This is a genomic window from Pseudomonas hormoni (assembly GCF_018502625.1).
Taxonomy (GTDB): Bacteria; Pseudomonadota; Gammaproteobacteria; order Pseudomonadales; family Pseudomonadaceae; genus Aquipseudomonas; species Aquipseudomonas hormoni.
Genome location: NZ_CP075566.1, coordinates 1,589,647 through 1,611,199, shown reverse-complemented (window position 1 = coordinate 1,611,199; position 21,553 = coordinate 1,589,647). Strand labels below are relative to the sequence as shown.

At 61.7% G+C, this 21,553-nt stretch carries 16 protein-coding genes; 7 read left to right on the top strand and 9 right to left on the bottom strand.

Going from position 1 to position 21,553, the window contains the following annotated elements; translation table 11 throughout:
- Window positions 1–149: 149 nt before the first annotated feature.
- The gene (mnxG, locus tag KJF94_RS07590; protein ID WP_214382315.1) at window positions 150–5,963 is read right to left on the bottom strand and encodes a manganese-oxidizing multicopper oxidase MnxG; all 5,814 of its coding nucleotides are present in this window, start codon (window positions 5,961–5,963) and stop codon (window positions 150–152) included.
- 223 nt (window positions 5,964–6,186) lie between these two features.
- On the bottom strand, window positions 6,187–6,795 hold the full coding sequence (locus KJF94_RS07585; protein WP_214382313.1) for a lytic transglycosylase domain-containing protein: 609 nt from the start codon (window positions 6,793–6,795) through the stop codon (window positions 6,187–6,189).
- A gap of 195 nt (window positions 6,796–6,990) precedes the next feature.
- Between KJF94_RS07585 and gspG the strand changes: the two genes are divergently transcribed.
- From gspG to KJF94_RS30050, 3 genes are all read left to right on the top strand, one after another.
- A complete protein-coding gene (gspG, locus tag KJF94_RS07580) occupies window positions 6,991–7,440 on the top strand; it encodes a type II secretion system major pseudopilin GspG (RefSeq protein WP_214382311.1) in 450 nt (149 codons plus the stop codon).
- Between the two features lie 12 nt (window positions 7,441–7,452).
- Window positions 7,453–8,640 carry a type II secretion system F family protein gene (locus KJF94_RS07575; protein WP_214382309.1) on the top strand — a complete coding sequence of 396 codons (1,188 nt, stop codon included), beginning with the start codon at window positions 7,453–7,455 and terminating at the stop codon, window positions 8,638–8,640.
- Between the two features lie 149 nt (window positions 8,641–8,789).
- On the top strand, window positions 8,790–9,329 hold the full coding sequence (locus tag KJF94_RS30050; protein ID WP_250548232.1) for a hypothetical protein: 540 nt from the start codon (window positions 8,790–8,792) through the stop codon (window positions 9,327–9,329).
- Between the two features lie 118 nt (window positions 9,330–9,447).
- Here the strand turns inward: KJF94_RS30050 and KJF94_RS07565 are convergent, their stop codons facing one another.
- Window positions 9,448–10,353 carry a LysR family transcriptional regulator gene (locus tag KJF94_RS07565; protein ID WP_214382305.1) on the bottom strand — a complete coding sequence of 302 codons (906 nt, stop codon included), beginning with the start codon at window positions 10,351–10,353 and terminating at the stop codon, window positions 9,448–9,450.
- 122 nt (window positions 10,354–10,475) lie between these two features.
- Here KJF94_RS07565 and KJF94_RS07560 point away from each other — a divergent pair, with 122 nt between their 5' ends.
- Window positions 10,476–11,495: an alpha/beta hydrolase gene (locus tag KJF94_RS07560; protein WP_214382303.1), complete on the top strand. Its 1,020-nt coding sequence runs from the start codon at window positions 10,476–10,478 to the stop codon at window positions 11,493–11,495.
- A gap of 206 nt (window positions 11,496–11,701) precedes the next feature.
- Complete coding sequence (locus KJF94_RS07555; protein WP_214382302.1) at window positions 11,702–13,138, top strand: mechanosensitive ion channel family protein; 1,437 nt, start codon at window positions 11,702–11,704, stop codon at window positions 13,136–13,138.
- Window positions 13,139–13,332: 194 nt separating this feature from the next.
- Here the strand turns inward: KJF94_RS07555 and ycaC are convergent, their stop codons facing one another.
- The 4 genes from ycaC to KJF94_RS07535 all read right to left on the bottom strand — a co-directional run bounded on the left by ycaC (window position 13,333) and on the right by KJF94_RS07535 (window position 16,863).
- Entirely contained in the window at window positions 13,333–13,959 is a 627-nt protein-coding gene (gene ycaC / locus KJF94_RS07550) for an isochorismate family cysteine hydrolase YcaC (RefSeq protein WP_008032694.1), read from the bottom strand.
- A 69-nt stretch (window positions 13,960–14,028) separates the two neighbouring features.
- Window positions 14,029–15,867, bottom strand: a complete 1,839-nt coding sequence (locus KJF94_RS07545; protein ID WP_214382301.1) for an amidohydrolase — start codon at window positions 15,865–15,867, stop codon at window positions 14,029–14,031.
- Window positions 15,864–16,454 (bottom strand): antibiotic biosynthesis monooxygenase, encoded by a 591-nt coding sequence (locus KJF94_RS07540; protein ID WP_214382300.1) that lies wholly within the window; start codon window positions 16,452–16,454, stop codon window positions 15,864–15,866. The genes KJF94_RS07545 and KJF94_RS07540 overlap by 4 nt, the downstream gene beginning before the upstream one ends.
- Entirely contained in the window at window positions 16,447–16,863 is a 417-nt protein-coding gene (locus KJF94_RS07535; protein WP_214382299.1) for a DoxX family protein, read from the bottom strand. The genes KJF94_RS07540 and KJF94_RS07535 overlap by 8 nt, the downstream gene beginning before the upstream one ends.
- Window positions 16,864–17,040: 177 nt before the next feature.
- Between KJF94_RS07535 and KJF94_RS07530 the strand changes: the two genes are divergently transcribed.
- The gene (locus KJF94_RS07530) at window positions 17,041–17,880 is read left to right on the top strand and encodes a hypothetical protein (RefSeq protein ID WP_214382298.1); all 840 of its coding nucleotides are present in this window, start codon (window positions 17,041–17,043) and stop codon (window positions 17,878–17,880) included.
- A gap of 441 nt (window positions 17,881–18,321) precedes the next feature.
- Here KJF94_RS07530 and KJF94_RS07525 read toward each other — a convergent pair whose 3' ends face one another.
- A complete protein-coding gene (locus KJF94_RS07525) occupies window positions 18,322–19,242 on the bottom strand; it encodes a LysR family transcriptional regulator (RefSeq protein ID WP_214382297.1) in 921 nt (306 codons plus the stop codon).
- A 273-nt stretch (window positions 19,243–19,515) separates the two neighbouring features.
- On the opposite strand from KJF94_RS07525, the gene KJF94_RS07520 reads away from it, so the two are divergent.
- Complete coding sequence (locus KJF94_RS07520; RefSeq protein WP_214382295.1) at window positions 19,516–19,932, top strand: helix-turn-helix domain-containing protein; 417 nt, start codon at window positions 19,516–19,518, stop codon at window positions 19,930–19,932.
- A 168-nt stretch (window positions 19,933–20,100) separates the two neighbouring features.
- Here the strand turns inward: KJF94_RS07520 and KJF94_RS07515 are convergent, their stop codons facing one another.
- The gene (locus KJF94_RS07515) at window positions 20,101–21,543 is read right to left on the bottom strand and encodes a catalase (RefSeq protein ID WP_284681140.1); all 1,443 of its coding nucleotides are present in this window, start codon (window positions 21,541–21,543) and stop codon (window positions 20,101–20,103) included.
- Window positions 21,544–21,553 lie beyond the last annotated feature (10 nt).

Sequence of the window (21,553 nt, the reverse complement as noted above, 5' to 3'; positions counted from 1 at the left end):
ATCTCCCCTCAGTTACGCGTCACACCGGTCCTGTGGCGAGGGAGCTTGCTCCCGCTGGACCGGTCCGCGCTCGGGCGCAGCAGTCCCATTTATAGGGCCGCTTCGCGACCCAGCGGGAGCAAGCTCCCTCGCCACACTATGTCTCGCGTCTACGGCGCCGGGGCCGGTTCTGGTTCATTGGTCACCCGCAGCAATCCCCACAACCCGGCGGTGTTGCCGTAGGCGGCGTAATCGCGGAACAGGTAGTCGCCCGGTATCGCGTTGCTGCCCCCGGCGCTCGGGTGCATGAAGCTGAAATGCGCTGCCGGCAGGATGCTTTCGTGGGCGCCGATGTACATCGACATCGGGTTGTAGCCGAACCGCACCGAACCCACGCCCGGCGTACTCATCGGGTAACCCCCGGTGTCGCTCTTCTCCGACTGGAACGGGTTGACCGACCAGACATGCCCGTCGAGCTGGAAGGTCGTGCCGCGGCTGCCACCGGTGGGCATCAGGATGTGCGTGCGGAACGGCTGCCCCGGTTTCACGTACAGCACCGGCGTCTGCGGATCGCCCCCCACCAGCGCATTGCTGTACGCCATGTGCGCGTTGGGCATGTCGCCGTAACCCGCGCCGTCGGCGTGGCCGAACGGTGCATCCGGCGCCAGGCCAAAGCGATACCACAGCGGCTCGGCCTTGTAGTTGATGGCCATGCTCGAGTTGTCCTGTGGATCGGTCGGTACGCCGAAGCCTTCCGCGGCGATGCCTTCCACCGGCCGGCCGTTGGCCCAGCGGATGTTCAACGCTTTCTGCCAGACCATCGCAAAGTCGCGGTAAGTGGTCTGCCCCGGTGCGGTGACGGTCGCGTTCGTCTTGCGCGCATCTTCAACCCAGGTGGCGCCGATCGGCAGGATGCTCATCGCACCGCCCAGACCTTTCTGCGGTTGCTTGATCACGTCCGCCGGGGTGAAATTCAGCCCGCCGAACTCCACCGCCGTGGCGTTGATGTTGTCGACGCTGCGGCCCAGTTGGGTGATCGGTTTACCTTCACGTTCCAGGTGCCCGGCGTAGTACTGATAAGTACGGTTGGGGTACGCACCGCTGCTGCCGACCCGTGGTGGTACGGTCTGGATCGGGTTGGCACCGACGTTGGTGCCGTCGGATTTGGTGATGTCGTACGCCAGCAACTGCGCGTGCAGCCCCACGTGACTGGACGGCCGCATCAGGTTGTTGCTGAAGGTGGTCGAGCCCTGGCCGCTGTTGCGATCACGCTTGACCATGCCTTGCATCACCGCCGTCTGGACGAGGTCCGGCATGACCATCGGCAGACGGTTTTCCAGAGTGATGTTGATGCAGTCACCTGCCGTCGCGCGCAGCACCAGGGGTTCGACAGGCACGCCGGGCTTGAGCTTGCCGGTGACCGGATTGAGGTCGGCCTTGCGCACATAGAGGATCGCGGTCGGGTCATGCAATGGCCCGCTTTGCCCGCCGATGGTGATGGTTTCGCCGTCTTCAGGGTCTTCCACGGTGACCTGCGGAATATTGACCCTCCGCGAGTTGAACACCAGGGTGCCGCCCGCCGGATTCAACGGCCCGCCCACGTGTTGCCCGATCCCCGCCGGATCGCCGAGGGTCAGGTTCAGCGGGTTGCCGAGAATGTCATTGGCCAGGGCCGCGACCACTTCGTAGTTGCGCTGCACCGTCGGCCGGGTGCCGATGCCGTTGGGGTTGGCGCTGATCCGAGGGCAGATGCCGTCGAAGGCCACCGTGTTGCGCATACCGGCCGGTTTCGGGTTGTTCGGCAACGCGAACAGATCATTGCGTTGTGCGGTGTAGTTGCGCATCACGCCCCAGATCCCGCTCCAATAGCCTTCCAGAGAAGCATCCATCGAGTACAGATAATCGCCCGTCGTCGCCGCTGAACTGGACATCATCGCGACCGGCGCATTGAAGCCCATCTGCTCGGAAATCCCGATCATCTGCGACGAGCGCCATCCGGAGTTGGAGCTGTTGCCGTAACCGGAACCGCTTTGCAGCCATTTCACGCCGTGCAGGGTCACGTTGTGCTCTTCTTCGTGACCGCCGGCATGCACCCGCAGGCGCACGTTGTCACCGGTGTAGGTGCGCAGCATCGGCGTGAACGGATCCCCCGGTTCGGCGCCGCCACGGTTGATGTGCGGCGGGAACAGAGTGCTGCCGCCGGTTGGGCCGGTCGCCGCGGTGATCAGGTTCGGCGCCAGGTTCATCGCCGGGATCGCGCGGTCGGTGCGGCTTTGCAGGGCGTACGCGAGGTCGCCACCGAGGCCGTCAGCCTGCATGCCGCGCTTGCCGTCCGGGCCGATCTTGTACGGGTCGTACACCCGCAGGGCCAGCGGTTCGTTGCGGTAATTGACCACGAACATGCCGGGGTCATCGACCGAGATCGCTTGCGGGCATGGCCGGGTCGGGCAGCCAGGAACCATGCCGCCCTGTACTTCGAGGATGCCGTCCAGCAGGGTGCTGGCGTTATTGCGCACCGGCGGGTTGATCGCGTAGCGGAAGCTGTCCGCGGTGGCCGGGAACGCTTGCGGGTTCGGCACACCATTCGGGCCAGCGCCGACGTACACACCGGCTTCATAGGCATGCTGGAAGTCGCTGTATTCGAGGAAGAACTCACGGAAGCTGTCGTTCTTGCCGTCACCGTCCAGGTCACCGGTGGACACCACTGCTTGCCACGACGTCGGCCCACCGTCCTGCCGCGCGCCGCTGTACAACGGCTCGCCGGTTTCGGCGTGGAACCAGGTGGAACCGGCCGGTTCAGCCAGCACGGTGGCGTACAGACCAATCTGTTGGTGCGTCGATGGGCCGAGGTGATCGTGGGTGAAGATGGTCCCCAGGCCACGGTCGACGCCTTTGGCGTTCACCACCGGATCGACAAACCAGCGCTGCATCGCGGTGCGCGCACCGACCCAGTCGGCCCGGCCATACTGACCGAAGTACGGGTGATTTTTGGCTTTCGGGCAGGCCGCCGTGCCGTCACGCGGGTCGCTGCCCGTGCACTGGTTGAACTCGCGAATGGCGTGGATGCGTTCTTGCACCGCACCGGGGGAAAGTACGCCGTCTTCGTAGTTCCAGCCGTTGGCCGAGCCGTCGGCCGCCGTCAGGTCCCACTTCGGCAGGTGGATGTGCTGGCCGATCACGTCGGTGGGCGTGCGCACCTGATAGTCATCCATCTCATAGGTAGCCGGCACCAGGTTGGTTTGCTGGTATTGCACGCAGTCGAAGGTGTTCATGCGCATCACCAGAGGTTCTGGCGGACGCTGCTTGGTGATCACCGGCCAGGCGTCTTCCCAGAGCGCCAGAATGCGTGCTTGCGGGAAGTGATAGCCGACCTTGTTGTACACCGCGTCAAACTGGATGTTCGCCGCTTTGTAGACCCGTGGACGGTCAGCCGTGAACGTCGAAGCCCCGCTGAACGACATGCCGTCGAGCCGTTCGCCGCTGGCAAACTCGCCCATGCCGGCGCTGCTGGTCAGACGTTTTTGCCGGTCGTCCATGCACGGTTCGTAGAAAGGCGCACCGGCGATGGGCAGCGCACCGTTAGTGCGGAAGGCGCGCGCGACAACTTGATTACCGGGCAGCACGGCGAAGCTCGGGTGGTCTTTTTTCGCGTGGAAGGCCATGGCTGCCTGTTCGACTTCGGTGCCTTCTTCCGGCAGGTAAAGCGGTTTGGCGCGGGTCACTTCCTTGGAGAAATCCAGCGAAGTGGTGACGGTGTGCGCTTCGCCACCGGCAGAGAATCCGTCGAGGGAGTGACGCCCGAGACCGCCATCCCAACCACCGGACTGCGCCGGGTCGAGATTCGCCCACAAGGCCTTGCCGCTGGTCTTCAAGGCCTGGGCCTTGGCGGCGTCGAGCATGTCCAGCGGCGGGGTTGGCGGGCGTTGGCCGACCGAACTTTCCATGCCGCCGATCCAGAACGGATAGCCCGGGTTTTTCAGGCTGCCGTCGGCATTGCGGTTGGCTTCACTGCGATCGACCAGCGCCAGGGAGCCAATGGCCTGGACGCCACCGCCCTGATGCTCACTGTCGTCGCCATCCTCATCATCGTCGTCGTTGGCGGCCACCAGGGTCTGACCGATTTTCGGCACGACCGCGACCTTGCCCGGCATCGGCGCCATGGCTTTGCCCGGCAGCGGCACGACCGCCGGAATCGGTGTACCGGCAACGATCTCGCCATCGGGCAAGGCGCGGGCGCCAGCGGCCGGTTTGCCGCTGCGCAGCGCGTAAGGTTCGCTGTGATAACCGTCGGTGCCCTGCTGGGAAACCTCCAGTTTGGTGCCTTCTTCAAACACGTCGTGCACCCGCCACATGCTCCACATGCCCTGGGCGAAGTGCGGATAGAAGTGGCAGTGATAGATCGCATCGCCCGCGACGCGGTTGCGATTGCCCGAACCGCCGTTGGCGATTTCATAGGTGTAGCCGGCACCCGGCCCGATGCCTTGGGCATCCACATAGTCGGAGTTGTCATCATTGGGGTTGAACAGCCACTGGTGCCCGTGCAGGTGGAAAATGTGCTGCTCGTGGCCGTTGTGGGTATTGCGGAATTTGACGAAGTCGCCGATGTAGCTGTGGTTGACGTTGGCCGGCTCGGACGGATACAGCGCCATGGTCGCCTTCACCCCGACCTGATCGGCGCGCGGCGTTTCACCGGGGCGGACGTTTTCCAGGCCTGCGTTGGCCGGCACGTCCACCAGCATCGCCACGTCGCCGACGGTGTGCGAGCTGAGGAAGAATTCCTCATAGGCGCAGGACAGGCAATCGTGCATCGGCCCTACACCCAGCCGGTTGGCCACCACCTCGGCGCCCATGCCACCGGAACCGTAATTGATCATGAACGAGTCGCGAGTCGGCTCCAGCACATGGGCCATGACCGGGTCTTCCCAGTACGCGGGAAATGCCTGGGTCGCGGCGGTTTCATCCTGGAACTGCGACGCGAAATCACGGAACGGTTCCAGCCGGTTGGGCAGCGCCGGGTTGCGTTTGCCAATGGCTTCCAGCGGATAGGTCGACGGCGGGAAGCTGCCATCGGCGTTGCTGCCCATCACGATCGCATCGCTCTCGCTGGAAATGATTTCGGTGCCGTCGACCATGTTGATGATCGGCGTGCCGGCCTTGCCTTCACGGATCCACGGTTCGCGCTGCGGGTAGCGCGCCTGGTAGTCGACAATCGGTTGACCGGCCGGTGTGCGTCCGGTACTGGCCAGGCGCATTTCTTCTTCGGTCAGGGTGTTGCGGTAGGTACGACCGCCCTTGGGCACCACCACCACTTCGCCGAACAGGCCGTTGGCCACGTTGCCTGCATCGCCTTCGCCACCGAAGGTCGCGCCGCGGCTACTGGCGGCGAATGCGCCTTCGCGTTCGGCATACAAGGTGTAGGAACGGGTCGCGCCCGGCGGGATCAAGGTGTTGGCATTGCGCCCGGTAAAGGACGCAATGTCGTCGATGCTGTTGACTGCTTGCATACCGTTGACCTGAAAGCCGACGTGGCGGTCGGTGACCTGCTCATCGACTTTGAAGTCGTCTGCGTTGCCGTTCTCGACACCTTCTTCTTCCTCGTCACCGTCTTCATGCGAGCCGGGATTGGCCTGGTAGGCGAGCAAATTCTGCAGGTTGATGGTCAGGCAATCACCGGCCGTCACCCGCAGCACCAATGGACGCGGGCGCTTGTCGGGCCGCAGGGAGACTTTGCCCGGCACGGCCGCACCGCCGCGGGCCAGGGACATGTCATGGTCATCGACCACATCGCGACGCAGGGCGAACATCATGCCGTTAGCGTTTTGCGCACCGAGGCGGTTGAACATCAGCGGCTGGTCCAGCGCCACGACGTTCGCCACCAGATTGCGCTCGCAGCGTACGGCGGCTTCGGCCATCTCGACGCCCAGCATCGGCGCGAGAAACAGCAGCAGGTTAACCAGGTGATTGGCGTGGGGGATGCCGGTCATGATCGCGGGCCTCGCTGTGGGTACTGCTCACAGGGAATAATTCTCGACAAATCCCCTTGAGCAATCCGCATGCCATTAATATTTTTGTTATTTTTCAGTCCGTTACGTAAATGACTTGATAAGTCGGGGGATATTCCCCACCCACTTCCCCGGTTTCCGGGCAACCCCCTGAGATCTTTTGACGTTCCCCACATGTGGGGAAGGTTTCCCCCACTGTTGCCAATCACAGCGGCGCATCCACGGCCAGGCCCTGCAAGCGGCGGTACTGGCGCAGCACGCTCGGCACATAACGCTGGGTTTCGGCGAACGGGGGGATCACCCCGCCACGGCTGAGCACCGCTTGCGGCCCGGCGTTATAGGCCGCCACGGCGAGGGCGATGTCGTTGTCGAACAGAGTCATCAGGCGCTTGAGGTATTTGGCCCCGCCCTGGATGTTGGCCTTGGGGTCGTAGACGTTGGCCACGCCCATCTCACGGGCGGTGTCGGGCATCAATTGCATCAGCCCTCCCGCGCCTTTGGCTGACGTTGCGCCAGAGTCGTAATGGGACTCGGCCTGGATCACCGCATGCAACAGCGCCGCGGGTAATTCATTGGCCGTGGCGGCCGCCGAGACCAGCTCGGCGTAGGGTTGCCGGGCAATCATCTGGGGCTGTTGATCGAGGCTGACCAGCGACGACTCCGGCTCGCGAATCACCCGTTCATAGGTGCGACCGGGACGGTGGACATTGGACAGAACGTAGCTGCCCTTGGCGTCCACGGAAACGAACACATCGGCCTGAGCTGCGCCTGCCAGCAACACGCAGCCGAGCAGCCCTGTGGTGAGTGTTTTCATTTTTTTGTCTCCCCTGACCGGCCCCGAAAAATGGGGCTAATGCCCCAATGGCCGGTAGTGGAGCAGCCATACGCAAGCACTGTGCCGGATGCGCAAAGGCCCGTAATTCACGGGTTGCAGAAAGATGCCCGAGGGTGAGCATGGCAATTGCATGAGCCGCTATGGCGACCCTTCTGCCGACTGTGTGAGGTCATCATGAATCAGCGTTTGTGTAGTGCACCGCGTCACTGTTCACCGCGAGTTCAGCGCGGGTTCACCCTGCTTGAGCTGTTGGTGGTGCTGGTGGTGCTGGGGCTGTTGGCCGGCATCGTCGCGCCGAAGTATTTTGCCCAGTTGGGCCGCTCCGAAGTGAAGGTGGCCAAGGCGCAAATCGAAGGCCTGGGCAAGGCACTGGATTTGTACCGTCTGGAGGTCGGCCATTACCCGTCGACCGAACAGGGTTTGCAGGCGCTGATTACCGCGCCCAGCGACGAAACCCGCTGGACCGGCCCCTACCTGCAGAAAAAACTGCCGCAGGACCCATGGGGCCGCAATTACACCTACCGCTACCCCGGCGAAAACGGCGAATACGACCTGTTGTCCATGGGCAAGGACGGTCAACCCGGCGGCGAAGGCGAAAACGCCGAAGTCACCAGTTGGCAGTGACGGGAGGCAAGCATGCGCTTTCATCTCAAGGCGGTCGGCAAAGCCGGCGTGGTCGCGATGACCGTCGAGGCCCAAGGGGACAGCGAAGCCCGGCGCATCGCCGAAGACCAGGGCCTGCGAGTGGTCAGCCTGCACGCCGAACGGCACTGGCGTGCGTTGCGATTGCAAAAGCGTGAGACCTTCAACCTGGTGCTGTTCAGCCAGGAACTGACCACCCTGCTTAACGCGGGCCTGCCGTTGATCGATGCGCTGGAAAGCCTGGCGGAAAAAGAAACCGCGCCACAGGCCCGCAAGACCTTGAGTGAACTGGTGCGCCTGCTCTACGAGGGCAAATCATTCTCCCAGGCGTTGGCCCAGTTGTCGGCGGTGTTCCCTCCTCTCTACGTGGCGCTGGTGCAGTCCAGCGAGAAGACCGGCGCGGTGGGCGATGCTTTGGGCCGTTATGTCAGCTATCGCCAGCGCATGGACGAGGTTCGACAGAAGATCGTCAGCGCTTCGATCTATCCCATGCTATTGCTGGTGGTGGGAGGTGGCGTGGTGTTGTTTCTGATGGGCTATGTGGTGCCGCGCTTCAGCCTGGTGTTCGAAGGGCTGGGCAATAACCTGCCGTGGCTGTCGCAAATCCTGATGAGCAGCGGGATGTTCCTGCATGCCCACCAGGGCGAATTCTTCGGCACGCTGGCGGCAATCGTCGTTGCCCTCGCGTTCCTCCAGCGTCAACCGGCCTTTCGCCGGGGCGTGGACCGGGTGATCGAAAAACTCCCGGCCGTTCATCAACGCATTTTCATGTACGAACTGGCACGCTTCTATCGCTCGCTGGGGATTCTGCTGCAGGGCGGCATCCCCCTCGTCACCGCCATGGGCATGGTCCGCGGCCTGCTCACCGTCGCTTCCCGCGTACGCCTGGACCAGGCCTGCGAACGGGTGCGTGAAGGCCAGTCGCTGTCGGCCGCGCTGGAGCTCAACCACCTCGTCACCCCGGTATCCCTGCGCTTGCTGCGCGCCGGCGAGCAGTCCGGCAACCTCGGGCAGATGATGGAGCGCAGCGCCGATTTCTACGACGAAGAAATCAGCCGCTGGATCGAATGGTTCGTGCGGCTGTTTGAACCCTTGCTCATGACCTTCATCGGCCTGTTGATCGGGGTCATCGTGATCCTGATGTACATCCCGATTTTCGAGCTGGCCTCGAGCATTCACTAACCCCTGGAACAGGGTCGGGTCGTACCGTTCATCGTTCATCGACGTAGCAACTGAATAAACCGATGCGTTGCGGTGTTCACCCATTGAATCAAGCAGCACGTTGCATCGTTCATCAACGTTCCAACCCGAACAAGAAGACGGAGAACGGCATGCACATCAACAAACTTTTACTGGCAGTAGCGATTGGCGCGGTTTTGTCGGCGTCTACCGTATTGATTCCGGACAGCCTGTCCGGCGTATCGAGCGCTCTGGCCAAGGATGGTGGGAGTGGTGGAGGCGGCGGCGGTGGTAGCGGTGGCGGAGGTGGTAGCGGAGGTGGCGGAGGCAGTGGCGGTAATGGCGGTGGTCACGGTGGCAACGGCAGCGGTCATGGCGGCGATGGCAATGGTCATGGCGGAAATGGCAGCGGTCACAGTGGCAACGACCATGGCTCGGGGAATTCCGGGCATTCGGCCAACTCCGGGCGAAACGGCAACCACGCTGAACCGGGTGATGATCACGGGGTTCATCATGCTGGTGAAATTGGCCATAACCGCGGCGTTCATCATGCCGGTGAAATCGGTGATGACCATGGCGTTCATCGCGCCGGCGAAATCGGTGATGACCACGGCGTTCATCGCGCCGGTGAAATCGGCGATGACCATGGCGTGCATGTGGGTGGCGAGCCGGGGGATGACAAAAGGTCCTGATCACCGCTGATGCCCAAACCACACCAATCCCTGTAGGAGCGAGGCTTGCCCGCGAAGGCGTCGTATCAGTCAACGACTGTGTTGAATGTGACGACGCCTTCGCGGGCAAGCCTCGCTCCTACAAGGGATCGCGTGAACCCTCAGTCTGATCCAGTCGCTCACGCAAAAACTCGATCAATGCCTGCACAGGTCGCGAACTCTGGCGATGCTGCGGATACACCGCCGACAACGTCAGCGGCTCCGGGCGAAACTCGTCCAGCACCGGCACCAGCCTGCCATCCCTCAATGCCGCCCCGACAATGAACGTCGGCAGGTAAGTAACCCCCATCCCGGCAATGGCCGCATCCTTTAGCAACTCCCCGTTGTTGACCCGCATCCGCCCGGTGACATTGACCGCCAGCGGCTTGCCCTGCCCTTCAAAACGCCATTGCACCTGACGCCCGTGGCCGTAGGGCAGGCAGTCATGCGTGTGTAAATCTTCAGGTTTGAACGGCGTACCACGCTCGGCCAGGTAAGCCGGGCTGGCGCAATACACCCGCTGGATGGAAGCGATGCGTCGGGCGATCAGTGTCGAGTCTTCGAGGGTGCCAATGCGCAACGCCAGGTCGTAGCCCTCACCGAGCAAATCCACCGGGCGATCGCTCAAGTCCACTTCCACCGTGACATCGCGATAGCGCTGCAAGAACAACGGCAGCAGGCAGCCCAGGTGCGCCAGCGCAAACGACAACGGCGCACTCACGCGAAGGGTGCCGCGCGGTTCAGTGGTCTGGCCCGCGATGCCCTGCTCCACTTGCTCGACTTCGCCGAGCAGGCGCAACGCGGACTCGTAGTAACTCTGGCCCAGCGGCGTGACGTCCAGCCGCCGCGTCGAACGGTTGAGCAGCCGCACGCCCAGACGCTCTTCAAGTTGCATCAAACGCCGGCTGACGAATTGCTTGGACAGCCCCAATTGATCAGCCGCAGCGGTGAAGCTGCCGGAGTCTATGACCTGGCAAAACATGCGCATATCTTCGAACGGGTTCATTGTCACACTCTGGTTGACAGTTAAACGCTTTATAGCCGCTTTTTCCCTTTCGGGCACCCTATTAATCTGTGTCTACGGTGCTGATGCAGCCCTTACCCACCAATGATTAAAAGGAATTGAGCATGAACCTCGTCAAAAAAACCCTGACCGCTTCCCTCCTCGCCCTCTCCGTCGGCAACGCTTTTGCCGCTGGCAGCCCAGGCGTCGAACACAACACCCAAGCCTTCCTCGAAGCCCTCGCCGCCGGTGGTGGCAAGCCGCTCGAGCAACTGAGTCCGAAAGACGCCCGTGCGGTACTCACCGGTGCGCAAAATTCGGTGAAGGTTGACCTGTCGGGTGTGGACGTCAGCGACCGTGCAATCAAGGTCGATGGGCAAACCATCAATCTGAAAATCGTGCGTCCGGCCAAGGTCAAAGGTGAATTGCCGGTGTTCATGTTCTTCCACGGTGGCGGCTGGGTACTGGGCGATTACCCGACTCACCAGCGTCTGATCCACGACCTGGTGGTCGGCTCCGGCGCCGTCGCGGTGTATGTCGATTACACGCCGTCGCCGGAAGCGCACTACCCGACCGCGATCAACCAGGCCTACGCCGCGACCCGCTGGGTGGCTGAGCATGGCAAGGACATCGGCGTCGATGGCAAGCGCCTCGCCGTGGCCGGCAACAGCGTCGGCGGCAACATGGCGGCGGTCGTGGCGTTGATGGCCAAGGAACAGAAAACCCCGGCGCTGCGCTTCCAGCTGTTGATGTGGCCGGTGACCAACGCGCAGTTCGACACCGGGTCGTACCAGCAATTTGCCGAGGGCCACTTCCTGACCAAAGGGATGATGAACTGGTTCTGGGACAACTACACCACCGACCAGGCCGAGCGTGCGCAGATCCATGCCTCGCCGTTGCAGGCCAATGCCGAACAGCTCAAAGGCTTGCCGGCAGCTTTGGTGCAGACCGCCGAATTCGACGTGTTGCGTGACGAAGGCGAAGCCTATGCCCGCCACCTCGATGCGGCCGGTGTTCCGGTGACGGCGGTGCGTTACAACGGCATGATCCACGACTTCGGTTTGCTGAACCCGTTGAGCCGGATTCCGGAAGTGAAGGCGGCGGTGCGTCAGGCAGCGCTGGAACTCAAGACGCATCTGAACTGAGTCCAGCCTCGCCACACAGCAATGTGTGGCGAGGTTGTTTTTTGTGGCGAGGGAGCTTGCTCCCGCTGGGCTGCGAAGCGGCCCCAAAAACTTCGCATCAATGCAAATTTTGTGAGTGCTGCGCACTCAAGCGGGAGCAAGCTCCCTCGCCACAAAAAGCACGCTGACAAAAAAACCGTTTGCCCCCTTCCACCGGAGTGTTTCCCATGTCCTTTGTCCTCGCTCACCTGCTGTCATTGAGCGCCCTGCTGCTGGTGATCGACGCCGTGCTCTGGCACCTCGCGCCGTTCAAGCATCGCGTCACACGCGTCGGTGTGCGCCTGGCGCTGTTCGTAATGTTCAGCGCGCTCATCATCAACGCCGGCGTCAGCCCCTTGCAGGCGCCGCCGTTTGCCGAAGATCGCGTGGCGCAACTGGGCGCCACGGCGCTGGGGATTCTCTGGTGGTTGTACACCGCGCGAGTGCTCACCGAAGTCATCGGCCTGGTGCTGATGCGCCGCATCGGTCACAGCGGTCGCTTGCTGCAGGACGTCATCGGCGCGCTGGTGTTTCTGATCGCCATCGTTGCGGCGGCCGGTTATGTGCTGGAGCTGCCGGTGAAAGGTTTGCTGGCAACGTCCGGGGTGGTCGCAATCGTCGTCGGCCTGGCATTGCAAAGTACCTTGAGCGACGTATTTTCCGGGATCGTGCTCAACACCACCAAGCCGTATCAGGTGGATGACTGGATCATGATCGACGGCGTCGAGGGCAAAGTGCTCGACATCGACTGGCGCGCGACGCACCTGCTGACCAGCGCCGGCAGTACCGCGGTGGTGCCGAACTCGGTGGCGGCCAAGGCGAAAATCGTCAACCTGAGCAGGCCGAACAACATGCACGGCGTGTCGATCAGCATTCAGGTGCCCAACCACATTCGCCCGCGTCGGGTACTGGATGCACTGGATCGTACGCTTCAGGGCAGTAGCCAGTTGTTGCTCAACCCGGCACCGAAAGCGGTGCTGAAAGAGGCCGGCGAAACCCTGTCCGAATACGTGGCAAGCGGGTTCATCGCCGAGCTGGGCAAGAAAAGCGAAGTGCGTAATCAACTGTTCGACCTGGCCCATCGGCACCTCGAAGCGGCGGGTATTTCCCGTCAGCTCGACGGCGTGATCGAACCGACAACCCGAGCGCGGGCGTTGCTGGATGAGGTGAAAATTTTCCGTTCCTTGAGTGAAGATGAACGCGATCAGATGGCGCAGTCGATGGTTGCGCAGCAGTACTCGGCAGGTCAGGTGGTGCTGGAGTTGGGTGAAGTGCCGGACAGTCTGATGGTCATCGCCACGGGCGTGGTCAGCGCCACCGTTCCCGACGGCACCGGGCAAACCGAGGCCGGTCGAATGGGGCCGAGCGAAGTGATGGGCGAACAGAGCATCCTCACCGATACGCCGTCCCAGGCGACCTTCACCGCCCTGACCTCGTGCATCATTTACCGGATCGAAAAATCCCTGACCCGTAGCTGCATGGAACAACGGGTTGAAGTGGGTCGGGCGTTGAACAAGTTGCAGGCGGTAAGGCAGCAGAACAGCCGGTTGGCGTTGCTGGCCAAGCCGGTGCCGATCAAGAAAGGTGGTTTTCTGAGCTGGCTGCAGAAACGCCAACAAGCCTGACTTTATTGAGGGGCCTTTTGTGGCGAGGGAGCTTGCTCCCGCTGGGCTGCGAAGCGGCCCCAAAAACTTCGCATCTATGCAAATTTTGTGAGTGCTGCGCACTCAAGCGGGAGCAAGCTCCCTCGCCACAGAATGGGGTGATTCAGACAAAAAAATGCCCGCACATTGGCGGGCATTTTTATGGGTGGTGGGGCTTACTTCGACGTCAGCACCGAATAGCTGTTCATCAGATTGCGGTAGTTCGGAATGCGCGGCGACAGCAGGTTCGCCAGGCCTTCCATGTCGTTGCGCCAGTCGCCCTGCAGCTCGCAGGCTACCGAGAACCAGTTGACCAGTTGAGCACCGGCTGCCGCCATGCGCGCCCAGGCTGCCTGTTGCACGGTTTCGTTGAAGGTGCCCGAAGCGTCGGTCACCACGAACACTTCAAACCCTTCAGCCAGTGCCGACAGCGTCGGGAACGTCACGCAAACATCAGTCACTACACCGGCGATGATCAGTTGCTTGCGGCCGGTGGCTTTGACGGCCTTGACGAAATCTTCGTTGTCCCAGGCGTTGATCTGGCCTGGACGCGGGATGTACGGCGCGTCCGGGAACTGCTCTTTCAATTCCGGAACCATCGGGCCGTTCGGGCCGTTTTCGAAGCTGGTGGTGAGGATGGTCGGCAGTTTGAAGAACTTGGCCACGTCACCCAGGGCCAGCACGTTGTTCTTGAATTCGTTCGGCGAGAAATCCTGAACCAGCGAGATCAGACCGGTCTGGTGGTCGACCAACAGGACAACTGCATCGTCTTTATTCAGGCGTTTGTACGGAACGTTGCTCATGTGAAGCTCCTCGATGGATGGGTGTTACATAAGGCGCCGACACCGCGGCATCGGCGCTTTTTGTGATCGTCAGAACGCGAAGCACGAGCAGCCAAAGGCACCCCAGAAACCCGCGAAATCGCTGACCGGCGCATTCGACAAACGCGCCTTTTCATGGCTGTGGGAGTGCACGCCGCACGGTCCGCTGCAATGGTGAACCTGCGCCTGCATCGGCGACGTCGGGCGCCAGTGACCCGGCACCTTCACCACCGGCGACCAGTCCGGCAGCACCGGTACGCTGGCCGGCCCGAGTTTTTCAAAATCACCGGCGGCGTACACCACCTTGCCGCCGACCACGGTCAACACCGATTCGATCCACTTGATCGCTTCTTCGTCGACGCTGAAAAAATCCGCGCTCAGGGCCGCGACGTCAGCCAGTTGGCCGACCTTGATCATGCCTTTCTTGCCCTGTTCGGAAGAGAACCAGGCGCTGCCGTGGGTAAACAGTTCCAGCGCGGTTTGACGGGACAGCCCCTCGGCGTGCAGCTCCAGGCCACCGACGGTTCGGCCGCTGACCATCCAGTACAGCGAGGTCCAGGGGTTGTAGCTGGACACTCGCGTGGCATCGGTGCCGGCGCCGACCGGCACGCCTTCGGCCAACATGCGCTTGATCGGCGGCGTGGCTTCAGCAGCCTTGGCGCCGTAACGCTCGACGAAATACTCGCCCTGAAACGCCATGCGATCCTGAATCGCAATGCCGCCGCCCAACGCCCTCACCCGCTCGATGTTCTGCGGCGTGATGGTTTCCGCGTGGTCAAAAAACCACGGCAACCCATTGAACGGAATGTCGCGGTTGACCTTCTCGAACACGTCGAGCATGCGGCTGATGGATTCGTTGTACGTGGCGTGCAAACGGAACGGCCATCGCTGCTCGACGAGGTGGCGGACCACCGGTTCCAACTCGTCTTCCATGGTTTGCGGCAGGTCCGGGCGCGGCTCGAGGAAGTCCTCGAAATCCGCTGCCGAGAACACCAGCATTTCCCCGGCGCCGTTGTGCCGCAGGTAATCATCGCCCTGATGCAGGGTGACGCTGCTGGTCCAGTTCTTGAAGTCCGTCAGCTCCTCCTTGGGCTTCTGGGTGAACAGGTTGTAGGCGATGCGAATGGTCAGTTGCTGGTCTTTGGCCAACTGCTCGATCACCTGGTAATCGTCCGGATAATTCTGGAAACCGCCGCCGGCGTCGATGGCACTGGTCAGGCCGAGACGGTTGAGCTCGCGCATGAACTGACGGGTCGAGTTGACCTGATATTCCAGCGGCAACTTCGGCCCTTTGGCCAGGGTCGAGTACAAAATCATCGCGTTCGGTCGCGCGACCAACATGCCGGTCGGCTCACCGTTGGCATCGCGCACAATCTCGCCACCCGGCGGGTTCGGCGTGTTGCGGGTGTAGCCGGCCACGCGCAACGCGGCGCGGTTGAGCAAGGCGCGGTCATACAGATGCAGCACAAACACCGGCGTATCCGGCGCGGCCTGGTTGAGTTCTTCGAGGGTCGGCATGCGCTTTTCGGCGAACTGGAATTCGTTCCAGCCACCGACCACGCGCACCCATTGCGGCGTTGGCGTGCGGTCGGCCTGATCCTTGAGCATGCGCAAGGCGTCGGCCAGCGACGGCACGCCTTCCCAGCGCAGTTCGAGGTTGTAGTTCAAACCGCCACGGATCAGGTGCAGGTGCGAGTCGTTGAGGCCGGGAATGACGCAACGGCCCTTGAGGTCGATGACCTGGGTGCCGGAACCGCGCAGGGCCATGGCTTCGGCGTCAGTGCCGACCGCGACGAAACGACCGTCGCTGATGGCCACGGCACTGGCGAGCGGGTTTTCACGGTCAACGGTATGAAATTGGCCATTGAACAGAATCAGATCGGCGTTCATCGCGTTTCCTTTGGCTGAGTGGAAGAAGACAGCCAAGGCGCGAACAACCGTGTCGCCATCGGCATGAACAGGTACACCACCGAGACGACGATGGTCAGCGTGATCAGAAACGTGGCGACCACGTAATTCGAGAGAACGGCATTGAGCTGCAACAGCGGTCCCCAAATCAGTGGCACCAGCAAGGTGTGCGGCAGAATCACCAACAACGTCACCACGGCCTGCTTCCAGCGCGGCGGCGGTGAACTGGTTTCAGCCTGCGGGGCGAACCAGAATTCGTTGACCGGATTGACCTCGGTCTGGTCACCGTCCGCCAGCATCGGCGTGGCTTCGTTGACCAGTTCCAGCCGTTGCGGCGAATCGAGCCAGCGCTGCATCGTTTCGGTGGAACAAAAGCGCAGCACGCAGGTGTACAGGTCGAGCCCGGCGCTTTTGCCGCGAATCACGTCGACGCCCAAGTGCCCTTCCTGCTGCCCGGCAATGCTGACAATGTTGCGCAACCAGGCTTCATAGGGCACTTCAAAACCGGCCTTGACCCGATGCTTGATAACCAGGGTCACGACTTCCTCAAAACGATTGGATTCAGGCATAACGCAAAGCTCCGGCGAATCGGACATTGAGCGCCAGCCGTCCCGGCCCGGCGATAAGAATGCTGGTGAACAGTATCAACAGCAGCCAGCCGAACTGCCCTTCATCGAGGCTCCATTGCGGGTGCACAACCAGCAACGCGACCCACAGCAAACACAGAATCGGCAGGCACGCCAGACGCACCAACACCCCAAAAATGATTAACAGCGGACACAACACCTCGGAAAAAATCGCCAGCATCAGCGTGACGTTTGCGCCCAGGTGAAAAGGGTCTTCTATGACTTGCAGTTGAGCGCTGTAGTTAAGCAGCTTCGGCAGACCGTGCACCCACAGCAGAAACAAACCGCCGCTGACCCGCAAAAAAAACAGCCCGACGTCCTCAGCCCGTTCATTCCATCGCGAAACGTTCATGGGATACCTGCACAAATGAAAAACCACCGGCATCAATACGCCGGGACCTCGTTTGATAGTGCCGGTGTGGGGATGGGGAAAATTGAATGTACGTGCTCTTTTTGATTGGCGTCGCTAATCCACCGCGCACTGAAGATCCCCTGTGGGAGCTAGCGGGTTCTCGAAGGCGGTGAGTCATTGAAAGTGGTATTGACTGGCACACCGCCATCGCTGGCAAGCCAGCTCCCACAGGAATCGGGGGCATCGGCGGACATCGGGTTGGTTGTCAGGGCGCTATCGCTGGCAGGCCAGCTCCCACAGGGATTTCGGTACATCCGCGAGAACAGGTCGGCTGTCAGGCCGCCTTCGCTGGCAAGCCAGCTCCCACAGGGATTTCGGTACATCCGCGAGAACAGGTCGGTTGTCAGGGCGCTATCGCTGGCAGGCCAGCTCCCACAGGGATTTCGGTACATCCGCGAGAACAGGTTGGTTGTCAGGGCGCTATCGCTGGCAGGCCAGCTCCCACAGGGATTTCGGTACATCCGCGAGAACAGGTTGGCTGGCAGGCCGCCATCGTTGGCAAGCCAGCTCCCACGGGGATTTCGGTACATCCGCGAGAACAGGTCGGTTGTCAGGGCGCTATCGCTGGCAGGCCAGCTCCCACAGGGATTTCGGTACATCCGCGAGAACAGGTTGGCTGGCAGGCCGCCATCGCTGGCAAGCCAGCTCCCACAGGGATTTCGGTACATCCGCGAGAACAGGTCGGTTGTCAGGGCGCTATCGCTGGCAGGCCAGCTCCCACAGGGATTTCGGTACATCTGCGAGAACAGGTCGGCTGTCAGGCCGCCATCGCTGGCAGGCCAACTCCCACAGGGATTTCGGTACATCCGCGAGAACAGGTCGGCTGTCAGGCCGCCTTCGCTGGCAAGCCAGCTCCCACAGGGATTTCGGTACATCCGCGAGAACAGGTTGGCTGGCAGGCCGCCATCGCTGGCAGGCCAGCTCCCACGGGGGTCAGCGAACATCTGGGAGGGATAGGTCGGCTGTCAGGCCGCCTTCGCTGGCAAGCCGGCGCCTACAAAAGCTGACCGGCGTACACCCGCTTTTCACCACTCATCAGGCCGAGCGTTAGCTCGCCTGCAGCTCTTGATCTTGATCCACCCGCCCCTTCGGGAGGCTGAGTGGAGGTGTTCATCCGGGGAGTGGCGCGCAGCGCCGTTCGACGCAGTCGAACACGCTGCATGTAGGTCGTCGCGAAGCCAACCTGCGGGCAGTGTCCCCGGATGAATACCGGAGCGAAGGAACGCCGAGCCTTAGCGAGGGGCCGGACGCTCGGGGCGAGCCTTTTTTTGCTTACTTTTTTTTGGCGTTTGAAAAAAAAGTGAGTCGCCGTAAGGGCGAAACCCTAAGTCGCCGTTACCGCAGAAATGGATATGTACTCAATCAGCAAGAACCTGGTCGGCCCGAAGGCCGCCACGTTCACCCCACAATCGGCAAAGGCCTGGACATGAACTCACCAATGCGAGACCGCAACCACCGCTCCGCCGGATCATTGTCATGCACCCCACTCCAGGCCATCGACAACTGCGCCGCCTCAATCGGAAACGGCGGATCCTCGGCCCGCAAACCACACCCCTCAACCAACGCACACGCCGCATAATCCGGCACCGTGGCAACCATCTCGGTCCCGGCCAGCAACGCCCGCAACCCACTGAACTGCGGAACCCCCAGCACCACCCGCCGACTCCGCCCGATCTTGGCCAGATCCAAATCGATATTGCCGCTCAAATCACCAGAGAACGACACCATCGCATGAGGCCGTTCACAGTACTCGTCAAGCGTCAGCACCCCCGGCCGTTTATCACCCCGCAGCACCTTGCACGGAATGTCCCGCAACTTCTTGCACTTGGCATTCGCCGGCAAATCCGTGGTGTAGCTCACCCCCACAGAAATTTCCCCCGAGGCCAGCAACGCCGGCATCAGCAGATAATTGGCGCGACGCACCACAACGACGATCCCCGGCGCCTCTTCCTGCAGCTGCCGCAGCAACGGCGGAAACAACCCGAACTCGGCATCGTCCGACAGGCCAATGCGAAACACATCGCAGCTTGTCGTCGGATCGAATTCCTTCGCCCGGCTGACCGCCCCGGAAATGACATCCATCGCCGGCTGCAACTCCTTGAGAATCGCCAGCGCCCGCCCCGTAGGCTCCATGCCGCGACCGTTGCGCAGCAACAACGGATCATCGAACAAATCCCGCAGCCGTCCCAGCGCAGCACTCACCGCCGGTTGCCCCATGAACAGTTTTTCAGCGACGCGGGTCAGGTTCTTTTCGAACATCAACGCCTCGAAAATCACCAACAGGTTCATGTCGACGCGGCGCAGATCATTACGGTTCATAGGCACGGTTTCCTTGGGAGGGCATCGGACTTTACTCGATCAGCGGGACTTTCGCCGCTCGTTTGTAGGGGCCGTATTCGACCGGCACCCATTGGAAGTACAGGACCGCCACATAACGTTAATCATGCACAGGACCCGCACCCTGAAAATTGCAGCAATGTGCTGAGTTGGCACGGTTGTCCTTAACTGCGCACAGACGAAATTAACAACGTTTAACTCGCCGGCCAGAGCACTCGCGCCCAAGAATGACGCTCACCGACACGGACATCTGTCATGGCTCATTCTCAGCAAAACGTCGCCTGCGTGACCGCCACTGAAACGCCAAAGAAAAATACGGGCGGCCTGACCCCGTGGCGCGAAAACCTGGCCAAGCAACTGATCCTCGAACGTCTGGGTGAAACCCTGGAAGTGACCGAACTGGCCCACGCCTGCGCGCTTTCGCGCAGCCACTTCTCCCGCGCGTTCAAGTGCAGCACCGGCCTCTCGCCCCAGGACTGGATTCGCCACCAGCGCATCGCCCGCGCCAAGCAGCTGATTCAGAACACCGACCTCAGTCTTACCCAGATCAGCCTCGAATGCGGCTTCTGTGACCAGGCACATTTCTGTCACATTTTCACTCGTAGCGAAGGCATCAATCCGTTTGCGTGGCGTTGCCGGGCCGTGCGTTCCCTCCCCCGCATAAACCTGTAGGTGACCAGCTTGCGGACGATGGCGATTTCACGGGCGCCTTCGCCGGCAAGCCGTGCTCCTACGGGTTGGCTGGATGTCCGGCATTAACGGTTCACACAAAATCTGTAGGAGCACGGCTTGCCGGCGAAGGCGCCCGTGAAACCGCCATCGCGAGCAAGCCAGGATCGTTTAAACCAACGGCACCAACCGTTCCAACGCCTCGGCCACGCCAAACCCGTACGCCGGATCAGCCTTGGTGCAATTGTCGATATGGCGCTGACGAATCGCCTGCGGCACGCCATTCATGGCTCGCGCGGTGTTGTCGAACAGCAACTGTTTACACACCGGGTCCAGCAAGCGAAACAGATTGCCCGGCTGCTCGTAATGATCCTCTTCCAGCCGATGATCATAGTGTTGCGCAAAACCTTCCAGCGGCAGCGGCGGCTCGGCCAGTTCCGGCGAATCCTGCCACTCGCCGACGCTGTTCGGGAAATAACTGGCGGTGCCACCCAGGTTGCCGTCAGTGCGCATGGCGCCGTCGCGATGGTAACTGTGGGCCGGGCAGCGCGGTGCGTTGACCGGTATGTGATTGAAGTTCACCCCCAAGCGATAGCGCTGGGCATCGCCGTAGGAAAACAGCCGCGCCTGGAGCATGCGGTCCGGCGAGAAGCTCACGCCCGGCACCACGTTGGCGGGCGAGAACGCCGCTTGCTCGATCTCGGCGAAGTGGTTCTCGGCGTTGCGGTTGAGCTCCATGATGCCCACTTCAATCAGTGGAAACTCGCCGTGCGGCCAGACCTTGGTCAGGTCGAACGGGTTGTGCCGGTAGTTGAGCGCCTGCTGTTCTTCCATCACCTGAATGCACAGCTTCCAGCGTGGAAAGTTGCCCTGCTCGATGACTTCGTACAGATCCCGCAGATTGCTTTCGCGATCCTTGCCGACCACGGCTTCTGCCTCGGCGTCCGAGAGGTTCTCGATGCCCTGCTGGCAGACAAAGTGAAACTTCACCCAAACGCGTTTGTTGTCGCGGTCAATCAGGCTGAAGGTGTGACTGCCAAAGCCGTGCATGTGGCGGAAACTGGTGGGAATCCCCCGGTCGCTCATCACGATGGTCACCTGGTGCAGCGCTTCGGGCAACAGGGTCCAGAAATCCCAGTTGCTGGTGGCGTTACGAAGGCCGGTGCGCGGGTCGCGCTTGACCACGTGATTGAGGTCGGAGAAACGCAACGGGTCGCGGAAGAAGAACACGGGCGTGTTGTTGCCGACAATGTCCCAGTTGCCTTCAGCGGTATAGAACTTCACCGCGAAACCACGGATGTCGCGCTCGGCATCCGCCGCGCCACGCTCGCCGGCTACCGAGGAAAAGCGCACGAACAGCGGCGTTTCCTTGCCCACGGCGCTGAAAATACTGGCCTTGGTGTAGCGGCTGATGTCATGAGTGACGGTAAACGTGCCGTAGGCGCCCGCCCCCTTGGCGTGCATGCGTCGCTCCGGGATCAGTTCGCGGTCGAAGTGGGCGAGTTTTTCCAGCAACCAGATGTCTTGCAAAAGCGCCGGCCCACGAGGACCGGCGGTCTGGATATTGAGGTTGTCGACCACCGGCGCGCCGGTGGCGTTGGTCAGCTTTTTCATGGTCATGTAC